Here is a 16,609-nt window from a genome sequence, read left to right as displayed (position 1 = left end):
GTGCGAGAGGAGCCGCGGAAGAAAAGAAGACCGCGAGGAGCCAGCCGCCGAAGTAAGAAGTAGCCGAAGGAAAGTCAGGAGAGGGTCTTGGCCACCTCGGCCGAGCGGGCCGCGGCCTGGGCCTTCATGTCGCGCTTGAGCTCCTGGGGCAGCGAGAAGACCAGCTTCTCCTGGGCCGTGGTGATCTCGGCCACGTCGGCGAAGCCGCGCTGGGCCAGGAAGTCGAGCACGTCCATCACCAGCTCCTCGGGGACCGAGGCCCCCGACGTCACGCCGACCGTGGTCGCGTCGGTGAGCCACTCGTCCTGGATCTCCGACGCGTAGTCGATCAGGTAGCCGGCCTTGGCCCCCGCGTCCACGGCGACCTCGCGCAGGCGCTGGGAGTTCGAGGAGTTCTGCGAGCCCACGACCAGGACGATGTCGCAGTTCGGGGCCATCGCCTTCACGGCGTCCTGGCGGTTGGACGTGGCGTAGCAGATGTCGTCGCTCGGCGGCGACATGAGCAGGGGCAGCCGCTGCTTGAGCCGCGCCACCGTCTCCAGGGTCTCGTCCACCGACAGCGTGGTCTGCGACAGCCAGACCACCTTCGCCGGGTCCCGGACGGTCACCTTGTCGGCGCCGTCCGGTCCGTCGACCAGCTGGATGTGGGCCGGGGCCTCGCCGGTGGTGCCGACGACCTCTTCGTGCCCCTCGTGCCCGATGAGCAGGATGTCGTAGTCGTCCGCGGCGAAGCGGCGGGCCTCCTGGTGGACCTTCGTGACCAGCGGGCAGGTCGCGTCGATCGCGCGCAGGGAGCGGGCCTTGGCCTGGTCGTGCACCTCGGGGGCGACCCCGTGCGCGGAGAAGACCACGATCGCGCCCTCGGGCACCTCGTCGTTCTCGTCGACGAAGATCGCGCCCTTGCCCTGCAGCGTGCTGACCACGTGCTTGTTGTGCACGATCTCCTTGCGCACGTAGATCGGAGCGCCGTACAGCTTCAGCGCCTCCTCCACCGTCTGGACCGCACGGTCCACACCGGCGCAGTAGCCGCGGGGCTTGGCGAGCAGGACACGCTTCGAAGCAGTCACCCCGCCATGGTACGTGCCACCGCCCCGCCGCCCCGGGCCCGCAAAGTCGGCAGCGCGGCCGCCAGCACCGCCAGAACGCCGCACACGCTCACCACCGCCGCGAGCGTCCCCCACGGCATGACCAGCGTCACAGGGGCCCCGATCTCGTCCTGCAGCCCGGCCCGGCTCTCGAACAGCGCCGGCACGGCGACCGCCAGCCCGAGCAGCGACCCGACGAGCACGGAGAGCAACGCCTCACTCACCACCACGCGCACGATCTGCCCGGTGGTCGCCCCCGTGCGGTGCAGGGTGTCGAACTCGGGGCGCCGCGCGTTCGTGGCCATGAGCAGCGTGTTGGCCACGGCGAGCCCGGTGTACCCGACCGAGATCGCCAGCAGCACCCCCAGGAACAGGTCGATGAGGTCACCCTCCTCGGCCGCCTCCCGCTCCACGAACTGCCGCGCCGTCATCCGCACGGCGCCCGGCGCGGGGGCGAAGTCACCCGCGAGATACACCACATCGGTGAGGGCCGCCGGGTCGTGCGCGCGGACCAGGTCCCGGGGAAGCTCGACGGACCCGACCCGGTCCGACACGGCGGCGACCGGCACCGCCACCACCGCCCCGTCGGCGAAGCGCAGGGGGACGGTCTGCCCCGCGGCCCAGCCGAGCTCGGGCGAGGCCACGAGACCGGCGGACCCCGGCACACCACTCGCGACCAGGGGCCGGCCCGATTCCAGGTAGACGATGCTGGTCAGCGCGGACCGGCCCGGCTGGGCCCGCACCGCGGCCTCCGACAGCCCGGGACTGTCGTCGGAGCGCGCGGCCACCGCCGACTCCGGGATCTTCGCGGTGTCCTCGATCCCGACCGCCGCGTCCGCCGTCTGGAACGTGCCGACGAGCAGCACCGCGAAGCCGACCGCGGCGAGCACGGGCGCCGCCGTCGAGGCCACCCGGCGGGCCGACACCCGCGCGCCCTCGCGCACCAGCAGGCCGGTCGGGCCGCGGCGGGCCGGCCAGGTGACCAGGCGCACGATCGGCACCACGAAGACCGGCGCGAGGAGGGCGGCCGCCACCAGCAGGACCATCGCCGAGCTCAGCACGATCGTGGGCTTCTGCTCGGCCGAGGAACCGGGCAGGAGCAGGGCCAGGCCGCCGCCGAGGGCGAGCAGCGCGAGGCCGGTGATCCACCGCGCGAGCGTCATCGGGCGCGGCTCGGCCGCGGCCACCCGCAGCGCCTCCAGCGCCGGCACCCGCGAGGCCCGGCGGGCCGACAGCCACACCCCGAGCCCGGCGACGACGAGCCCCACCGCGATCGCGGCGACGGGCGCCCACCAGGTGAACCCGACCCGGAACCCGGCCGGCTCCAGCCCGGTCGCCACGAACGGGCCGGCCGCCGGCGGGGCCAGCGCGACGCCGAGCAGCGCGCCCGGCACGCCGGCGACGAGCGCGACCAGCAGGGCCTCGCCGAGCAGCATCCGGCGCACCTGGCCGGGCGTGGCCCCGACGGCCCGGAGCAGGCCGAGCTCGCGACGGCGCTGGGCCGCCGAGAAGGCGCACGTCGAGGCGACCACGAAGATCGCGACGAAGGTAGCGACGAAGACCACGGCGATGATCAGCTGCGCGCCGATCCAGCGGGTGCGCTGGTCGCTCTCGGGCTCGGCCGCGCCGCGGGCGTCGCCGGTCAGCGCCGTGCCGAGGCCGCCGAGCACCGCGGGGAGCCGGCCCGCGACCTCGGCCGCCCTCGCGCCCGGGGCCAGCCACAGCGCGATGAACCGCGGGCCGGCCGCGAGCCCGTCGGCGGTGGCCGGCGCGACGTAGAAGCCGGGCCGGTCGCTGGTGCCGCTCACGGTCCAGGTCGCCGGGCCGGCCGCGGTGAGCACCGGCAGCGCCGCGCCCACCGGCACCCCGAGCGCCGCGTCCACCACGACCTCGCCGGGGCGGGACGGCGCGGCGCCCGCGGTCAGGGCCACGGTCCCGGCCCACGGCCGGCCGCTGTGCAGCGCCTCGCGCCGGTCCCCCACCGGCCGGCCGTCGACGATCCGCTGCACGTAGAAGGGCCGGTCGGGCACGGCCGCGGCGACCCCCGGCACCGCGGCCAGGTCGGTGGTGAGCCGGTCCAGCTCGCCGGCCGACCACGGGCGGAAGGTCGGGAAGCCCCCGTCGGGCGGGTCGTACCGCGGCGCCGCGACGATCACGGCCGCCCCGGCCAGCTCGTCGGGCACGCGGGGGCGCGCCGCGGCCCAGAGCGACAGGCTGCCCGCGAGCACCGCGACCCCGAGCAGCAGCGCGGCGAAAGTGCCGAGGAAAGAGCTCCAGCGGTACCGAATCATGGCCAGACTCATCGCGGGGCTCCGGTCTCCAGGTGGGCCATGCGGGCGGCGATCTGCTCCGCCCCGCGGGGCTCGCGCAGCTCGTCGACGATGCGCCCGTCGGCGAGGAAGAGCACCCGGTCGGCGTGCGCGGCCGCGAGCGGGTCGTGGGTGACCATCACGACGGTCTGCGCGTGCCGGTCGACGGCGGTGCGCAGCAGCCGCAGCACCTCGCGCGACGACGTGTTGTCCAGCGCGCCGGTCGGCTCGTCGGCGAAGAGCACGGCGGGCGCGGTGACCAGCGCGCGGGCGATCGCCACCCGCTGCTGCTGGCCGCCGGAGAGCTCGCCCGGGCGGTGCCGGGCCCGATCGGCCAGGCCGACCTCGGCGAGCACCGCGGCGACCTGTCCGGCGGCGGCCCGGCGGCCGGCCAGGCGCAGCGGGAGCTCCACGTTCTGCTCGGCGCTGAGCGCGGCGACGAGGTTGAACGCCTGGAACACGAAGCCGACCCGGTCGCGCCGGAGCCGGGTGAGCGCCTTCTCCGACAGCGGGCCGAGGTCCACGCCGTCGATGAGCACCCGGCCCGCGGTGGCCCGGTCGAGCCCGGCCGCGCAGTGCAGCAGCGTCGACTTGCCGGAGCCGGACGGGCCCATGACCGCGGTGAAGCTGGCCGGGGCGAACCCGGCGGACACGTCGTCGAGGGCGGTCACCGCGTGCTCCCCCGCGCCGTAGCGCCGGGTCACGGACCACAGCTCGACCGCCTGATGGGTCTGCAGTGTCGTCGTCACGCCATTGATCGAAGCCGTTCGAGGCCGCCGGCACAGTCGCGCGGCGGTGAGATCTCCCGGTAACGCCAGCACTACCGCGACGGGGGCGCGCCGCCGGTACGGTCGGCAGCATGCAGCCCCGATCGGTCATGGATGCGCTGCGGCTGCCCCCGATGCGGTTCATCACGTCCTGGTGGCCGTGGCGGTCGCTGCTGTACCTCACCACCGGCGGCGCCGTCGGCCTGGCCGCGGGCGCGGTGCTGCTCGGGCTGCTGCTGGCCGGCGCGGCGCTGAGCCTGCTGGTCATCGGGCTGGCCGGCTTCCTGGCCGCGGCCCTGTCCGGCATCGTGGTCGCCCGCGTCGAGCGCCGGCGCCTGCGCATGGTCGACGACATCCGCCTGACCGACCCGCACCGCCGCCCCGACCGGCCCGGCCTGCGCCGCTGGGTCGCGACGCGGCTCGCCGAGCCGGCGACGTGGCGGGAGCTCGGCTACACGATGCTCATGGTCACGGCACTGTGCTGGCTCGACGGGATGGTCGTGGCGCTGTGGTTCTGGATCGTGACCGCGCTCGTGGGCGGCCCGCTCTACATCCACGACGAGACCCCGCTGTCGCTGACCCTCGCCGGCGCCGTCTTCGGCGTCATTCTCGGGATCGTCCTGCTGTACCCGCTGAGCGCCTGGGCCGCCGCCCGCGCCGCGATCACGCAGGCCGTGCTCGGCCCCCGGATGGAGACCAGCGCCGAGCTCACCGAGGTGGCCCGCTCCCGGGCCCGGCTCGTCGACGCCTTCGAGGTCGAGCGCCGGCGCATCGAGCGCGACCTGCACGACGGGGCGCAGCAGCGGCTCCTCGCGCTGAGCATGCAGCTCGGCCTGGCCCGGCTCGAGCTGCCGCCGGGCGCGCCGGGCGCGGAGCCGGTGGCCCGCGCGCACGAGCTCGCCAAGGAGGCGCTGACCGAGCTGCGCGAGCTCATTCGCGGGGTACACCCGAAGATCCTTTCCGACCGGGGACTGCACGCGGCCCTGCTGGAGGTGGCCGACCGCGCGCCGCTGCCGGTCGACGTCGAGGTCGCGCTGCCGGAGCGGCTGCCGGGGGCGGTGGAGGCGTGCGCGTACTTCGTCGTCGTCGAGGCCCTCGCCAACGTGGCCAAGCACAGCGCGGCGACGCGGGCGCGGGTGGTCGCCTCGGTCTCCGGCGGCCGCCTCACGGTGCAGGTGCGCGACGACGGGCGGGGCGGGGCCGACCCGGCGCGCGGGAGCGGCCTGTCGGGGCTCGCCGACCGGGTCGCGGCCGGGGAGGGCACCGTGGCGCTGGCGAGTCCGGTGGGTGGGCCTACGGTGGTACACGTGGAGCTTCCTTGCGGTTCGTGACCGCCTCCGGAGGACCGTCTTGCGGGTCGTGATCGCCGAGGACGGCGTGCTCATCCGCGAGGGCATCGCCGGCCTGCTGCGCCGCTTCGGCCACGAGGTCGTCGCCGCCGTCGGTGACGCGGACGCGCTGGTCGAGGCCGTGCGCGAGCACAAGCCCGGCCTCGTCGTCACCGACGTGCGAATGCCGCCCGGGTTCGGCGACGAGGGCCTGCAGGCCGCGATCCGGCTGCGCGCCGAGGACCCCGGGCTGCCGGTGCTGGTCCTCAGCCAGTACATCGAGCAGACCTACGCCGCCGAGCTGCTCGAGTCGGGCCGCCGGGCGGGCGTCGGCTACCTGCTCAAGGACCGCATCGGTGACGTGGCCGAGTTCGCCGACGCCGTCGCCCGCGTCGCCGCCGGCCACACCGTCGTCGACCCGGAGGTGGTCGGGCAGCTGCTCGGCCGCCGCCGCGACCCGCTCGCCCGGCTCACCCCCCGCGAGCGCGAGGTGCTGGCGCTCATGGCCGAGGGCCGCTCGAACGCGGCGATCGCCCGGGCCCTGGTCGTGTCGGAGGCGGCCGTCGCCAAGCACATCAACGGCCTGCTCGCCAAGCTGGACCTGCCGCCCGACGACGACGTGCACCGCCGCGTCCGCGCGGTGCTGGCGTACCTGCGTGGTTAGGGTGTTGCGGTGACCGATGAGGCGTCGAGCAGTGAGAAGCCCTGGCCGGTCCGGGTCGTCAGCAACAAGATCGCGCAGTGGATCGGCCGGCTCGGCTGGATCTGGGTCGACGGGCAGGTCGCGCAGGTCACTCGGCGGCCCGGGACCAACACGGTCTTCCTCACGCTGCGCGACCCGTCGGCCGACCTCAGCCTGACCGTCACCACCAACCGCGACGTCGTCGACCTCGGCGCGCCCAACCTGACCGACGGCGCCCGGATCGTGGTCCACGCGAAGCCCGAGTTCTACGCCGCGCGCGGCTCGCTGAGCCTGCGCGCCGACGAGATCCGCCAGGTCGGCGTCGGTGAGCTGCTGGCCCGCCTGGAGCAGCTCAAGAAGCTGCTCGCCGCCGAGGGGCTCTTCGCCCGCGAGCGCAAGCGCCGGCTGCCGTTCCTGCCCCACCGCGTCGGCCTGATCACCGGCCGGGCCGGCGCGGCCGAGCGCGACGTGCTCACCAACGCACGGCGCCGCTGGCCGACCGTGGACTTCCGGGTGATAAACGTCGCGGTGCAGGGGCCGTCGGCGGTACCGCAGATCCTCGACGCCCTCGCCGTGCTGGACCGCGACGAGACGATCGACGTGATCGTGCTGGCCCGCGGCGGCGGCTCGATCGAGGACCTGCTGCCCTTCTCCGACGAGGCCCTGTGCCGCGCGGTGTTCGCCTGCCGCACGCCGGTCGTCTCGGCGATCGGCCACGAGACCGACGTGCCGCTGGTGGACTTCGTCGCCGACCTGCGCGCCTCGACCCCGACCGACGCGGCCAAGCGCATCGTGCCCGACCTCGCCGACGAGGTACGCCTCATCGGCCAGGCCAAGCAGCGCCTCGACCGCGCCCTGCGGGGCCGGCTGGACCGTGAGCAGCACCGCCTCGACGCGCTGCGCTCGCGGCCGTCGGTCGCGCGCCCGCTGACCATCGTCGAGACCCGCGCCGCCGACGTGTCCGCCCTGCGGGCCCGCGCGACCCGCAACCTCGTGCACCGCCTCGACCGGGCCGGCAGCGAGCTCGAGCACACCCTGGCCCGGCTGCGGACGCTGTCCCCGTCGGCGACGCTCCAGCGCGGGTACGCGATCGTCCAGCGCGCCGACGGCGCCGTCGTGCGCGCCCCGGCCGACGTGGCCGAGGGTGAGCGGCTGCGCATCCGGCTGGCCGAGGGCGAACTGGGCGCGAACGCCGCCTCTTGACGTTTGTCATTTATGCGGGATGATGTCGTTCCGGCCAGTTTAGGACCGATTTCTCCGGAAGGATCGCTGTGTCCCGACGACTCCAGGACTACATGCTGGCCAGCGCCAAGAGCGGCCGCGAGGTGGTGCAGGCCGGCCCGTTCACGGTGACGATCACCGAGCACGACCCGAACGTGTACCTCAACTACGCCGTCCCGGCCCCCGGCGCCGACCCGGCCCCGGCCGACGTGGAGGCGCTGATCTCCGCGTTCACGAGCCGCGGCCGCACGCCCCGCCTGGAGTACCTGCCCGGCCTGGCCCCGGCGGTCGAGCCGGTCCTGCTCGCCGCGGGCTTCACGGTCGCCGACCGCCTGCCGCTCATGGAGTGCGGGCCGGACACCGCCACCGAGCAGCCCGTACCGGCCGGCTTCGAGCTGGTGACCCCGACCACCGACGAGGAGATCGAGGCGATGCTCGCGGCCCAGCACGAGGCCTTCGGCGAGGCGCCCCCGACCGCGGCCCACGTCACCGCCACGCGCGCCAAGGCCGCGTCGGGCCAGATCCAGCTCCTGGCCCGCGAGACCGCGACGGGCGAGACGGCGGGCGGCGGGATCGCGGTGGCCGTGCGCGACGGGATCAGCGAGGTCGCCGGGATCGCGGTGCGGCCGCGGTACGAGCGCCGGGGCCTCGGCGCCACGCTCACCTCGCACCTGACCGGCGCCGCCTTCGCCGCGGGCGCGACCCTGGCCTTCCTCACGCCGGCCGGCGAGCCCCAGGAGCGCGTGTACGGGCGCGTCGGCTACCGGCGCGCGGGCGAGGTGCTGTTCCTGTCGTACTCCGCCGCGAGAGGCGTCGCACTCCGCCGCGAGAGGCGTCGTACTCCGCCGCGAGAGGCGTCGCACTCCGCCGCGTGAGGCGTCGTGCTCTGTCACGTGAGGCGTCGTACTCCGCCGCGTGAGGCGTCGTGCTCTGTCACGTGAGGCGTCGTACTCCGCCGCGTGAGGCGCGCGCTACCAGCTCAGCGCTCCTGACTCGTCGGTAAGGGTGCCGGTCGGACCGTCCGCGCCGAGGGTGGCCAGGCGCACGACGGTCCGGGCGCTCTCCGCCACCGGCCGCCCGACCCCGAAGGCGGCCGTCATGTCGGTGGCGGTGGTGCCGGGTTCGAGGGCGTTGAACTTGATGCCCGGGTGGGCCTTGGCGTACTGGACGGTGAGCATCGTGGCCGCCGCCTTGGACGCCGAGTAGAGCGCCAGCGGCATGCCGAACTCCGGCCGGTCGGGGTTGTTCACCGCCCAGAACGAGCCGAGGCTGCTCGAGAGCGTGACCACCGTCGGGTTCGCCGACCGCCGCAGCAGGGGCAGCGCCGCCTCGGTGACGCGCACGATCCCCACCGCGTTGGTGTCGAACACGCGCAGCGCCGTCGGCCCGTCGATGACCCCGGCCCCGAGGATGCCCGCGTTGTTCACCAGGACGTCGAGCCGGCCCTCGGCCGCGTCGACGACCGCCAGCGCGGCGCGCACCGAGTCGTCGTCGGTCACGTCGAGCGGCACGAAGCGCGCCCCGAGCTCCGCGGCGGCCTTCTCGCCCCGCTCGGCGTCGCGGGCGCCGATGTACACGTCGTGGCCCAGCTCGAGCAGCTGCCGGGCGGTCTCGAAGCCGATGCCCTTGTTCGCGCCGGTGATCAGTGTGACGGTCATGCGTCGCCTCCATTTTGTACCGATCGGTTAGAAACTCACCGTAGCAATTTTTGTACCGAACGGTTGGTGAGCCGGGTCACGATCTGTACCGAGCGGTAGGCTGGACTACATGAGCACCGAGACGCCCACCGTCGGACGACCGCGGGCCTTCGACGAGGAGACCGTCCTCGGCCGGGCCGCCGAGGTCTTCTGGCGCCACGGCTACGAGGGCGCGTCGCTGAGCGCCCTCACCGGCGCGATGGGCATCAACCGGCCGAGCCTGTACGCCGCGTTCGGCAGCAAGGAGCAGCTGTTCCAGCGCGCCTTCGCCCGCTACCACGAGGCCCAGGTGGCGACCGCCCGCGCCGCCCTCGACCGGCCCACCGCCTACGCCGCCGTCGAGGCCTTCCTGCGCTCCAGCGCCGACGGCCTCACCGCCGCCGACCACCCCGCGGGCTGCCTGTCCATCCAGGGCGGCCTCGCCTGCTCGCCGGAGAACACCCGCGTCTCCGAGATCCTGGCCGCCGGCCGGGCCGCCACCGAGTCCGCCCTCGAGGAACGGCTGTCCCGCGCGGCGCGGGAGGGCGACCTCCCGGACGGCGTCGACCCCCGGGCGCTGGCCCGGTTCGTGATGGCGCTCAGCGAGGGCCACGCGGTCCACGCCGCGGCCGGCGCGAGCCGCGAGGATCTCCAGGCCTCCGTCGACGTCGCCCTGCGCGCCGTCGCGCTCCGCCCCTGAGTGCCGTCGCGCTCCGTCGCGGAGCGTGTGCAAGGATCGACCGCGTGAGCGAGCGGAAGATGGCCGAGCCGGGCTCGACGCTGACCTACGAGCAGGCGCGCGCCGAGCTGGCGACCGTCGTCGAGCGACTGGAGTCGGGGGGCTCGACGCTGGAGGAGTCCCTGGCGCTGTGGGAGCGCGGCGAGGAGCTGGCGACGATCTGCCAGGGCTGGCTGGACACCGCCCGCGCGCGCCTGACCCCCACCGAGTCCTAGGCCGGAGCCTCCAGCCCGATGTACCGCGCGTGGGCGCGCATCTGGTGCTCGAAGAACTCGGCCGGGTGGTTGATCGTGTTGCTCAGCTGCCCGAAGATCTCGAAGCTCACCTGCCCGAAGAGCGCGACCCACGCCGAGAGCGCCCGCGCCAGGGTCGCCGCCGGCACGTCGGGCGCGATCGCCGCGCGGATGCGGTCCAGGTCGGCGACCGAGCCGGCCGGCGGGAGCCCGTCCTCGTTCGGCCGCAGGGCGCCGGCCGCGCTCGCCGCCTGCAGGATGCCGCCGAGCACTGTCACCGCCCGGGTCGCCGCGGCCACGGTGTCCGCCGGGGCGCGGTAGCCGGGGACCGGGCTGCCGTAGATGAGCGCGTACTCGTGCGGGTGCTCGAGTGCCCAGTCGCGTACGGCCCGGGCCAGGGCGAGCCAGCGCGCGGCGTGGGCTTCGGCCGGTACCGCCGCCACCGCTTTCTCCGCGCTGCCGCCAAGCGCGTTGTAGGCGTCCAGAATCAGGGCGGTCAGCAGGTCGTCGCGGCTCGGGAAGTAGCGGTAGATCGCCGAGCTCACCATGCCCAGGTCGCGGGCGACGGCGCGCAGTGACAGGTTGGCGCCGTCGGTGGCGAGGTGGCGGCGGGCGATCTCCTTGATCTCGTCCGTCATCTCGGCGCGGACGCGGGCCCTGATCGAGTTCGCCTTCATGCGCCCATCATGACACACGCTCCGGAACGAGAGCACTGCTCTTGCTTTTTGGGTGTACCCGTCCTATGCTCCATTTCGAGAGCACTGCTCTCCAAACGGAGCACTAGGAGGCTGTCATGCAGGTCATCGTCGGGTCGGGCTCGGTCGGCGGCGCGGTCGCGCTCGAGCTGGCCGGGGCCGGGGAGCGGGTCCGGATCGTCACGCGCAGCGGCAGCGGGCCCGAGCACCCGCTGATCGAGCGCGTCGCGGCGAACGCGAGCGACGCCGGCACGCTGGTGCGGATCTCGGAGGGCGCGAGCGTCGTGTACAACTGCGCGAACCCGCAGTACTTCGAGTGGCCGACCGCCTGGCCGCCGATGCACAACGCGATGCTCGAGGCGGCCCGGGCGCACGGGGCGGTGCTGGCGATCACGGCGCCGCTGTACGGGTACGGGCCCGTGGACCGCCCGATGACCGAGGACCTGCCGCTGGCCGCGCAGTTCGTCAAGGGCCGGGTGCGCGCGAAGATGTGGCTGGACACGCTCGCCTCGGGCGTCCGCGCGGTCGAGGTGCGCTCGTCGGACTGGATCGGGCCGAAGTACTCCCTGATCGACCAGGCCCTCCCCGCCCTGCGCGCCGGGAGGACCGCCTGGCTGCCGGCCTCGGTGGACACGCCGCACACGTACACGTACACCGGCGACGCCGCCCACACGCTCGTCACCCTGGCCCGCGACCCGCGCGCCTGGGGCCGGGCCTGGCACACCCCGTCGGTGCCGGCGATGACCGCACGGGAGCTGCTCACCCGGGTCGCGGCCCTGGACGGGCTGGGAACGCCGAAGCTGCGGCGGTACCCGCGGCCGGTCGTGCGCGCGGCCGGGCTGTGGGACAAGTTCGCGCGGGAGTTCGAGGAGGTGCGCTACCAGCACGACCGCCCGTTCGTCATGGACTCCTCGCGCGTGACCGCCGAGTTCGGCCTGCACGCCACCCCGCTGGACGAGGCCATCCGCGAGACCCTCAAGCACGTCTAGCCGCGTCCGCGCGGGACGCCACCCGGCGCCCCGCGCGGAACCCCGGAACCCTCAGGAGAAGTCGACGAGCGAGTAGGCCCGCAGCTTCTCCAGGCGGTGGAACGAGTCGATCCACCGGATGGTGCCGGAGCGCGAGCGCATCACGATCGACTGGGTGTACGCGCCGCCCGCGCGGTAGCGCACGCCCTTCAGCAGGTCGCCGCTCGTCACCCCGGTCGCGCAGAAGAACATGTTGTCGCCGCTGACGAGGTCGTCGGTGTGCAGCACGCGCGAAAGGTCGTGGCCCGCGGCCAGGGCCTTCTCGCGCTCGGCGTCGTCGCGCGGCCACAGCTTGGCCTGGATCGCCCCGCCCATGCACTTGAGCGCGACGGCCGCCACGATCCCCTCCGGCGTGCCCCCGACGCCCATGAGCACGTCGGTCTCCGAGTTCTCGCGGGCCGCGCTGATCGCCCCCGCGATGTCGCCGTCGGAGATGAAGCTGATGCGGGCGCCGGTCTGCCGCACCTGCTGCACCAGCTCCTGGTGGCGCGGGCGGTCCAGGATGCAGACCGTCAGCTCGGAGACGCTGGAGCGCTTCACCCGGGCGATCCGGCGCAGGTTCTCCTCGACCCCGGCGTCGATGTCCACGACGTCCGCGCAGTCGGGCCCCACCGCCAGCTTCTCCATGTAGAACACCGCGGACGGGTCGAACATCGCGCCCCGCTCGGCCACCGCCAGCACGGCCAGGGCGTTGGGCATGCCCTTGCTCATGAGCGTCGTGCCGTCGACGGGGTCGACCGCCACGTCGACCTCCGGGCCGGTGCCGTCGCCCACGCTCTCGCCGTTGTAGAGCATCGGCGCGTTGTCCTTCTCACCCTCGCCGATCACCACCGTGCCGCGCATGGGCAGCGAGTTGATCAGCAGGCGCATCGCGTCGACGGCCGCGCCGTCGCCGCCGTTCTTGTCGCCCCGGCCGACCCACCGGCCCGCGGCCATCGCCGCGGCCTCGGTGACCCGGACGAGGTCCAGGGCCAGGTTCCGGTCCATCTCACGACTCATACCGTGCACTCCTCGCGCCTCTTTGCGTGGGTGTGTCCATCACCACTGACCATCCTCGCAGCGATCCGGCCCGCAAGACCTGTCAAGATGGTCACGTGGCAAGTACGACCGAGCAGCCCAAGGCGCCCAAGGCCCGCCGGCCCCGCGACATGGCGCTGTCGATGCTGGTCCTGATCGTGCCGGTGTTCCTCATCGTGGCCTTCTACCGGTACCTGGGCCACGAGACCCCGCCCACCGTCGACACCACCGAGGTCTACGCCTCGGTGCAGCGGGCCGGGAAGTTCCAGCCGCTGCGGCCCGAAGGCCTGCCCGACGGGTGGCGGATCGCCTCGGCCACGTTCACCGGCGGCGTGCTGCGCATCGGGGTGACCGCGCCCGACAACGGCGCCGTGCAGGTGGTCGAGGGCGCCGATCCGGCAACGGTACTCGTCCCCGCCATCGTCGGCGCCCACCCCCACGACGACGGGGAGACGACCATCGCCGGCCTGCAGTGGCACCGCTACTCCGAGGGTCGCCCGGGCGAGCGCGCGATCGTGCAGGAGAGCGGCGGCCGGACGGTGATCATCGTGGGCCAGGCCAAGGAGAGCCAGCTCGCCGAGCTGGCGACCCGCCTCAGAGCGTAGGCAGCGGCAGCCCGAAGCCGACCGTCGTCCCGCCGCCCTCGATCGACTCGAGGGCGATCCATCCGCCGTGCGCCTCGACGATCGCCTTCGCGACGGCCAGCCCCAGCCCGCTGCCCTTGATCGCGCGTTTCTGCGCGTCGACGGTGCGGAAGCAGCGCTGGAAGGTCATCCCCTGCTCGTGCTCGGGGATGCCGCACCCGGTGTCGCGCACCCAGAGCACGACCTCGCCGTCGCGCTCGCGGCCGGTGACCGTCACGCTGCGGCCGGGTCGGAGAACTTCACGGCGTTGCCGAGCAGGTTGAGTACCACCCGCTCCAGCTGCTCCCCGTCGCCCTGCACGAGCGTGATGTGCTCGTCCACGTCCAGGGTGAGCCGCAGCCCGGCGGTCTCGATCGCCGGGCGGATCGCCTCGGCGGCCGCCTCGACGAGCCCGCGCACGCGCACCGGCCCCAGGTCGAGGGCGAGCGTGCCCGACTCGATAGCACCCGGCCGCTGAGGTCGCTGACGGCCATGCCGACCGGCGCGTTCTCGAACGCCGCGCGGAAGGTGATCTCGGCGCGGTGGCGGTCGGCGAGCAGGCGCCGCTGCGACAGGGCGTGCCCGACCGCCGGGCCGAGCCGGCTGAGGCGGTCCTTGAGCAGGTAGTCCACGGCGCCGTGGCGCAGCGCGCCGGCGCACGCCGCCTCGCTCATGGCGCCGCTGACGACGATGACCGGGATGTCGTACCCGCCCGCGTCCAGCATCTCCAGCGCCTCGAGCGCGTTGAACTGCGGCAGCGAGTAGTCGGCGAGGATGAAGTCGGGCGGGCCATCGGCGTCGGTGAGCGCGGCGCGGAACTCCTCGCGCCCGTCCACCCGGCGCCACGCGGGCGCGGCTCAGTTCCGCCGCCCCGCGCTCGCGCCAGGCCGCCTGGGCCGCATCGACACCGGCGTCGGGCACCACCACCACGTAGTCGACGCCGGTGGCGCCAGCCACAGCCGGCCCAGCGGCTCGGTGGCGGTGGTGAAGGCCGCGGGGTCCGGCTCGGCCAGCGCCTCGAGCCCGCCCGCGACGAGCTGGAGCGCGTCGACGTACCGCTGGGTCGCCGAGCCGACCGCGTCCTGCACGGCGGCGGTGCGCCGGCCGATGGCCTGGTCGGCGTTGTCCCGCTCGACGCGGTGCATGAGCAGCCCCGCGCCGCCGGACACCAGCAGGCCGAGGAGCACCACGCCGAGGACCTGCAAGCGGACGCCCACCACGCCCTGTCCCATCGGCGGTGCGCCGCGGGGCTTGAGAAGTTGCCGTTCGAGCGCGGTCCCGCCGCCGATGGGCCGACCGCCTCACCGCCGAACCGCCCGTCCGAGCGCGCCCCGCCCGCGAAATGCCGCTCCCTTGGCCGCCGAACCAGCCGACCTCGGCCGAACAAGCCGTTCGAGTGCGGCCCGCCCGCGAGATGCCGGCCGCGCGTGCCCCGCACCGCCGATATGTCGGCCGCTTCGCGGCCGAACCGACCGACATATCGGATTTTTCGCCCGACGGGGTGTTCGCGAGAATCAACCGTTGTCGGACGAGTGGCCGGGGAACAGGTGCGCGGCCGGATCGATGATCACGGCGGCGTTGTTCACCGCGGTCGCCGCCTCCCCGAAGCCCACCGCGATCAGGCGGACCTTCCCGCTGTACTCGCTGATGTCCCCGGCCGCGAAGACCCTCGGCAGGTTCGTCGCGGTCGTGCTGTCCACGCAGATGTGCCGCTTGGACAGCTCCAGCCCCCAGTCGGCGAGCGGCCCGAGGTCGGCGGTGAACCCGAGCGCGGCCACCACGGTGTCGGCCGGCAGCGTGCGCACCTCGGCGCCGCGCACCGCCACGTCGACCCCGCTCACCCGGGCGTCCCCGTGCAGCTTGGTCACCTCGGCGTTGACCACGATCTCGATCGGCAGCGCCCGCACCCGGGCGACGGTCGAGGCGTGCGCGCGGAACTTGTCCCGCCGGTGCACCAGGGTGATCGAGCGGGTGATCGGCTGCAGCGCGAGCGCCCAGTCGAAGGCCGAGTCGCCGCCGCCGACGATGACGACGTCCTGGCCGGCGAGGTCGGCCAGGTGCGGTACGAAGAACACCAGCCCCTCGCCGGTGAAGCCCTCGGCCGCCGGGAGCGGGCGCGCGGTGAAGCTGCCCAGGCCGCCGGTGATGAGCACCGCCCCGCAGCGCAGCGACTCGCCCGAGGACAGCCCGAGCACCGGGCGGTCGTCCACATAGGACAGCCCGTCGGCCCGGACGCCCAGCAGGTAATCCGGGTTGAACTGGGCCGCCTGCTCGACGAGGTTCGCCACGAGGTCGCGGCCGCGGATGCCCGGGAAGCCGGCCACGTCGAAGATCATCTTCTCCGGGTACAGGGCGGTGACCTGGCCGCCGGGCTCCGGCAGCGCGTCGATCACCGCCGTGGACAGCCCGCGGAATCCCGCGTAATAGGCGGCGAAGAGCCCCGCCGGTCCCGCACCAACGATGGCGAGGTCAACTTCGCGCATGCGCCGACGCTACGACAGCTCCGGCCCCAGGGATAGGGGCTCGCCGCGCTCGACGGCGCGGGGGCGGCGCCGCCGGAAGAGAATCGCCGCGACCAGCCCGGCGAGGAACCCGCACAGGTGACCCTGCCACGACACCTCCGGGTCGCCGGGGAGCACGCCGAAGAGCTGCCAGCCGTAGAGGAGCCCGACGAGGAGGCCGACGCCGATGTACCACAGCCGCCGGCCGACCACCCCGCGCATGAGGATCACGCCGAGGTACCCGAAGATCACCGCACTCGCCCCGACCACGACCGTGTCCGCGTCGCCGAGGAACCAGACCCCGACCCCGGCCACGATCGCGATGAAGGCGGTCGTGATCCAGAACCGGGCGCCCCCGTCGGCCAGCACGAAGGTGCCCAGGAGGATCAGCGGGATGCTGTTGCCGAGCACGTGGTCGAAGCTGGCGTGCAGGAACGGCGCGAAGACGATGCCGTCCAGCCCGTCGATGTGGTGCGGGCGGATGCCGCCCTCCTGGTCGAGCCGGTTGCCGCTGAGCTTGTCGAAGAACTCGATCAGGAACAGCACCGGCACGAACGCGCACATGGCCACGAAGGCCCGCCCGATGGAGGCGTAGAAGGCCTCGGTCCCGAAGCGCGTCGGGTCGGAGGCGCGGTCGTTGTCGGTGGCCACGCCCAAAGTGGTAGCAGAGACGCACCAGCGCCGCCACACGAGGAGCGTGCGACG

19 protein-coding genes and 1 pseudogene are annotated in these 16,609 nt (G+C 74.1%); 8 read left to right on the top strand and 12 right to left on the bottom strand.

Annotated elements, in window-relative coordinates; genetic code table 11:
* Positions 1-74: 74 nt before the first annotated feature.
* From ACPPVO_RS05135 to ACPPVO_RS05125, 3 genes are read right to left on the bottom strand one after another with little or no spacing between them, the layout of a single operon-like run.
* Positions 75-1,067, bottom strand: coding sequence for a 4-hydroxy-3-methylbut-2-enyl diphosphate reductase (locus ACPPVO_RS05135; RefSeq protein WP_360379918.1), 993 nt, complete (start codon positions 1,065-1,067; stop codon positions 75-77).
* Positions 1,064-3,388 (bottom strand): FtsX-like permease family protein, encoded by a 2,325-nt coding sequence (locus ACPPVO_RS05130; RefSeq protein WP_426510111.1) that lies wholly within the window; start codon positions 3,386-3,388, stop codon positions 1,064-1,066. The genes ACPPVO_RS05135 and ACPPVO_RS05130 overlap by 4 nt, the downstream gene beginning before the upstream one ends.
* Complete coding sequence (locus ACPPVO_RS05125) at positions 3,385-4,143, bottom strand: ABC transporter ATP-binding protein (RefSeq protein WP_426510110.1); 759 nt, start codon at positions 4,141-4,143, stop codon at positions 3,385-3,387. Before ACPPVO_RS05125 ends, ACPPVO_RS05130 begins: the two co-directional genes overlap by 4 nt.
* 110 nt (positions 4,144-4,253) lie before the next feature.
* Here ACPPVO_RS05125 and ACPPVO_RS05120 point away from each other — a divergent pair, with 110 nt between their 5' ends.
* The 4 genes from ACPPVO_RS05120 to ACPPVO_RS05105 all read left to right on the top strand — a co-directional run bounded on the left by ACPPVO_RS05120 (position 4,254) and on the right by ACPPVO_RS05105 (position 8,267).
* A complete protein-coding gene (locus ACPPVO_RS05120) occupies positions 4,254-5,492 on the top strand; it encodes a sensor histidine kinase (RefSeq protein ID WP_426510109.1) in 1,239 nt (412 codons plus the stop codon).
* A 19-nt stretch (positions 5,493-5,511) separates the two neighbouring features.
* On the top strand, positions 5,512-6,153 hold the full coding sequence (locus ACPPVO_RS05115) for a response regulator (protein ID WP_426510108.1): 642 nt from the start codon (positions 5,512-5,514) through the stop codon (positions 6,151-6,153).
* Between the two features lie 9 nt (positions 6,154-6,162).
* On the top strand, positions 6,163-7,374 hold the full coding sequence (gene xseA / locus ACPPVO_RS05110) for an exodeoxyribonuclease VII large subunit (protein WP_426510107.1): 1,212 nt from the start codon (positions 6,163-6,165) through the stop codon (positions 7,372-7,374).
* A gap of 68 nt (positions 7,375-7,442) precedes the next feature.
* A complete protein-coding gene (locus ACPPVO_RS05105) occupies positions 7,443-8,267 on the top strand; it encodes a GNAT family N-acetyltransferase (protein ID WP_426510106.1) in 825 nt (274 codons plus the stop codon).
* A 96-nt stretch (positions 8,268-8,363) separates the two neighbouring features.
* Here the strand turns inward: ACPPVO_RS05105 and ACPPVO_RS05100 are convergent, their stop codons facing one another.
* Positions 8,364-9,050, bottom strand: coding sequence for an SDR family NAD(P)-dependent oxidoreductase (locus tag ACPPVO_RS05100; RefSeq protein WP_360379938.1), 687 nt, complete (start codon positions 9,048-9,050; stop codon positions 8,364-8,366).
* A 109-nt stretch (positions 9,051-9,159) separates the two neighbouring features.
* Between ACPPVO_RS05100 and ACPPVO_RS05095 the strand changes: the two genes are divergently transcribed.
* The gene (locus ACPPVO_RS05095) at positions 9,160-9,768 is read left to right on the top strand and encodes a TetR/AcrR family transcriptional regulator (protein WP_360379940.1); all 609 of its coding nucleotides are present in this window, start codon (positions 9,160-9,162) and stop codon (positions 9,766-9,768) included.
* 59 nt (positions 9,769-9,827) lie between these two features.
* Positions 9,828-10,022 carry an exodeoxyribonuclease VII small subunit gene (locus tag ACPPVO_RS05090; RefSeq protein ID WP_360380124.1) on the top strand — a complete coding sequence of 65 codons (195 nt, stop codon included), beginning with the start codon at positions 9,828-9,830 and terminating at the stop codon, positions 10,020-10,022.
* On the opposite strand, the gene ACPPVO_RS05085 is transcribed toward ACPPVO_RS05090, so the two are convergent.
* Positions 10,019-10,717 (bottom strand): TetR/AcrR family transcriptional regulator, encoded by a 699-nt coding sequence (locus tag ACPPVO_RS05085; RefSeq protein ID WP_426510105.1) that lies wholly within the window; start codon positions 10,715-10,717, stop codon positions 10,019-10,021. The genes ACPPVO_RS05090 and ACPPVO_RS05085 overlap by 4 nt on opposite strands.
* 116 nt (positions 10,718-10,833) lie before the next feature.
* Here ACPPVO_RS05085 and ACPPVO_RS05080 point away from each other — a divergent pair, with 116 nt between their 5' ends.
* Entirely contained in the window at positions 10,834-11,724 is an 891-nt protein-coding gene (locus ACPPVO_RS05080) for an NAD-dependent epimerase (RefSeq protein WP_426510104.1), read from the top strand.
* Positions 11,725-11,775: 51 nt separating this feature from the next.
* On the opposite strand, the gene glpX is transcribed toward ACPPVO_RS05080, so the two are convergent.
* Positions 11,776-12,762 (bottom strand): class II fructose-bisphosphatase, encoded by a 987-nt coding sequence (glpX, locus tag ACPPVO_RS05075; protein ID WP_360379949.1) that lies wholly within the window; start codon positions 12,760-12,762, stop codon positions 11,776-11,778.
* 95 nt (positions 12,763-12,857) lie between these two features.
* Between glpX and ACPPVO_RS05070 the strand changes: the two genes are divergently transcribed.
* On the top strand, positions 12,858-13,385 hold the full coding sequence (locus tag ACPPVO_RS05070; protein ID WP_426510103.1) for a DUF4245 domain-containing protein: 528 nt from the start codon (positions 12,858-12,860) through the stop codon (positions 13,383-13,385).
* Here the strand turns inward: ACPPVO_RS05070 and ACPPVO_RS05065 are convergent.
* The 6 genes and pseudogenes from ACPPVO_RS05065 to ACPPVO_RS05040 form a co-directional block, all read right to left on the bottom strand.
* Positions 13,375-13,641 carry an ATP-binding protein gene (locus ACPPVO_RS05065; RefSeq protein WP_426510102.1) on the bottom strand — a complete coding sequence of 89 codons (267 nt, stop codon included), beginning with the start codon at positions 13,639-13,641 and terminating at the stop codon, positions 13,375-13,377. The genes ACPPVO_RS05070 and ACPPVO_RS05065 overlap by 11 nt on opposite strands.
* Positions 13,638-13,829 carry a hypothetical protein gene (locus tag ACPPVO_RS05060; RefSeq protein ID WP_426514960.1) on the bottom strand — a complete coding sequence of 64 codons (192 nt, stop codon included), beginning with the start codon at positions 13,827-13,829 and terminating at the stop codon, positions 13,638-13,640. The genes ACPPVO_RS05065 and ACPPVO_RS05060 overlap by 4 nt, the downstream gene beginning before the upstream one ends.
* Positions 13,830-14,074: 245 nt before the next feature.
* Positions 14,075-14,239 (bottom strand): annotated as a pseudogene (locus ACPPVO_RS05055) (hypothetical protein); the annotation flags it as partial.
* 21 nt (positions 14,240-14,260) lie between these two features.
* Positions 14,261-14,623 carry a hypothetical protein gene (locus ACPPVO_RS05050; RefSeq protein ID WP_426510101.1) on the bottom strand — a complete coding sequence of 121 codons (363 nt, stop codon included), beginning with the start codon at positions 14,621-14,623 and terminating at the stop codon, positions 14,261-14,263.
* Positions 14,624-14,917: 294 nt separating this feature from the next.
* On the bottom strand, positions 14,918-15,886 hold the full coding sequence (locus ACPPVO_RS05045) for an NAD(P)/FAD-dependent oxidoreductase (RefSeq protein WP_426510100.1): 969 nt from the start codon (positions 15,884-15,886) through the stop codon (positions 14,918-14,920).
* Positions 15,887-15,895: 9 nt separating this feature from the next.
* Positions 15,896-16,555, bottom strand: a complete 660-nt coding sequence (locus ACPPVO_RS05040) for a rhomboid family intramembrane serine protease (RefSeq protein ID WP_426510099.1) — start codon at positions 16,553-16,555, stop codon at positions 15,896-15,898.
* Positions 16,556-16,609: the final 54 nt, after the last annotated feature.

Source organism: Dactylosporangium sp. McL0621 (assembly GCF_049995355.1).
GTDB lineage: Bacteria > Actinomycetota > Actinomycetes > Mycobacteriales > Micromonosporaceae > Dactylosporangium.
This window is presented reverse-complemented; position numbering and strand designations above follow the sequence as displayed.

What these genes read in the sequence shown, in the direction of transcription:
- ACPPVO_RS05130 (WP_426510111.1), bottom strand. Translation starts at nt 3,388, where the DNA reads ATGAGTCTGGCCATGATTCGGTACCGCTGGAGCTCTTTCCTCGGCACT.
- ACPPVO_RS05120 (WP_426510109.1), top strand. Translation starts at nt 4,254, where the DNA reads ATGCAGCCCCGATCGGTCATGGATGCGCTGCGGCTGCCCCCGATGCGG.
- ACPPVO_RS05100 (WP_360379938.1), bottom strand. Translation starts at nt 9,050, where the DNA reads ATGACCGTCACACTGATCACCGGCGCGAACAAGGGCATCGGCTTCGAG.
- ACPPVO_RS05095 (WP_360379940.1), top strand. Translation starts at nt 9,160, where the DNA reads ATGAGCACCGAGACGCCCACCGTCGGACGACCGCGGGCCTTCGACGAG.
- ACPPVO_RS05090 (WP_360380124.1), top strand. Translation starts at nt 9,828, where the DNA reads ATGGCCGAGCCGGGCTCGACGCTGACCTACGAGCAGGCGCGCGCCGAG.
- ACPPVO_RS05085 (WP_426510105.1), bottom strand. Translation starts at nt 10,717, where the DNA reads ATGAAGGCGAACTCGATCAGGGCCCGCGTCCGCGCCGAGATGACGGAC.
- ACPPVO_RS05080 (WP_426510104.1), top strand. Translation starts at nt 10,834, where the DNA reads ATGCAGGTCATCGTCGGGTCGGGCTCGGTCGGCGGCGCGGTCGCGCTC.
- glpX (WP_360379949.1), bottom strand. Translation starts at nt 12,762, where the DNA reads ATGAGTCGTGAGATGGACCGGAACCTGGCCCTGGACCTCGTCCGGGTC.
- ACPPVO_RS05045 (WP_426510100.1), bottom strand. Translation starts at nt 15,886, where the DNA reads ATGCGCGAAGTTGACCTCGCCATCGTTGGTGCGGGACCGGCGGGGCTC.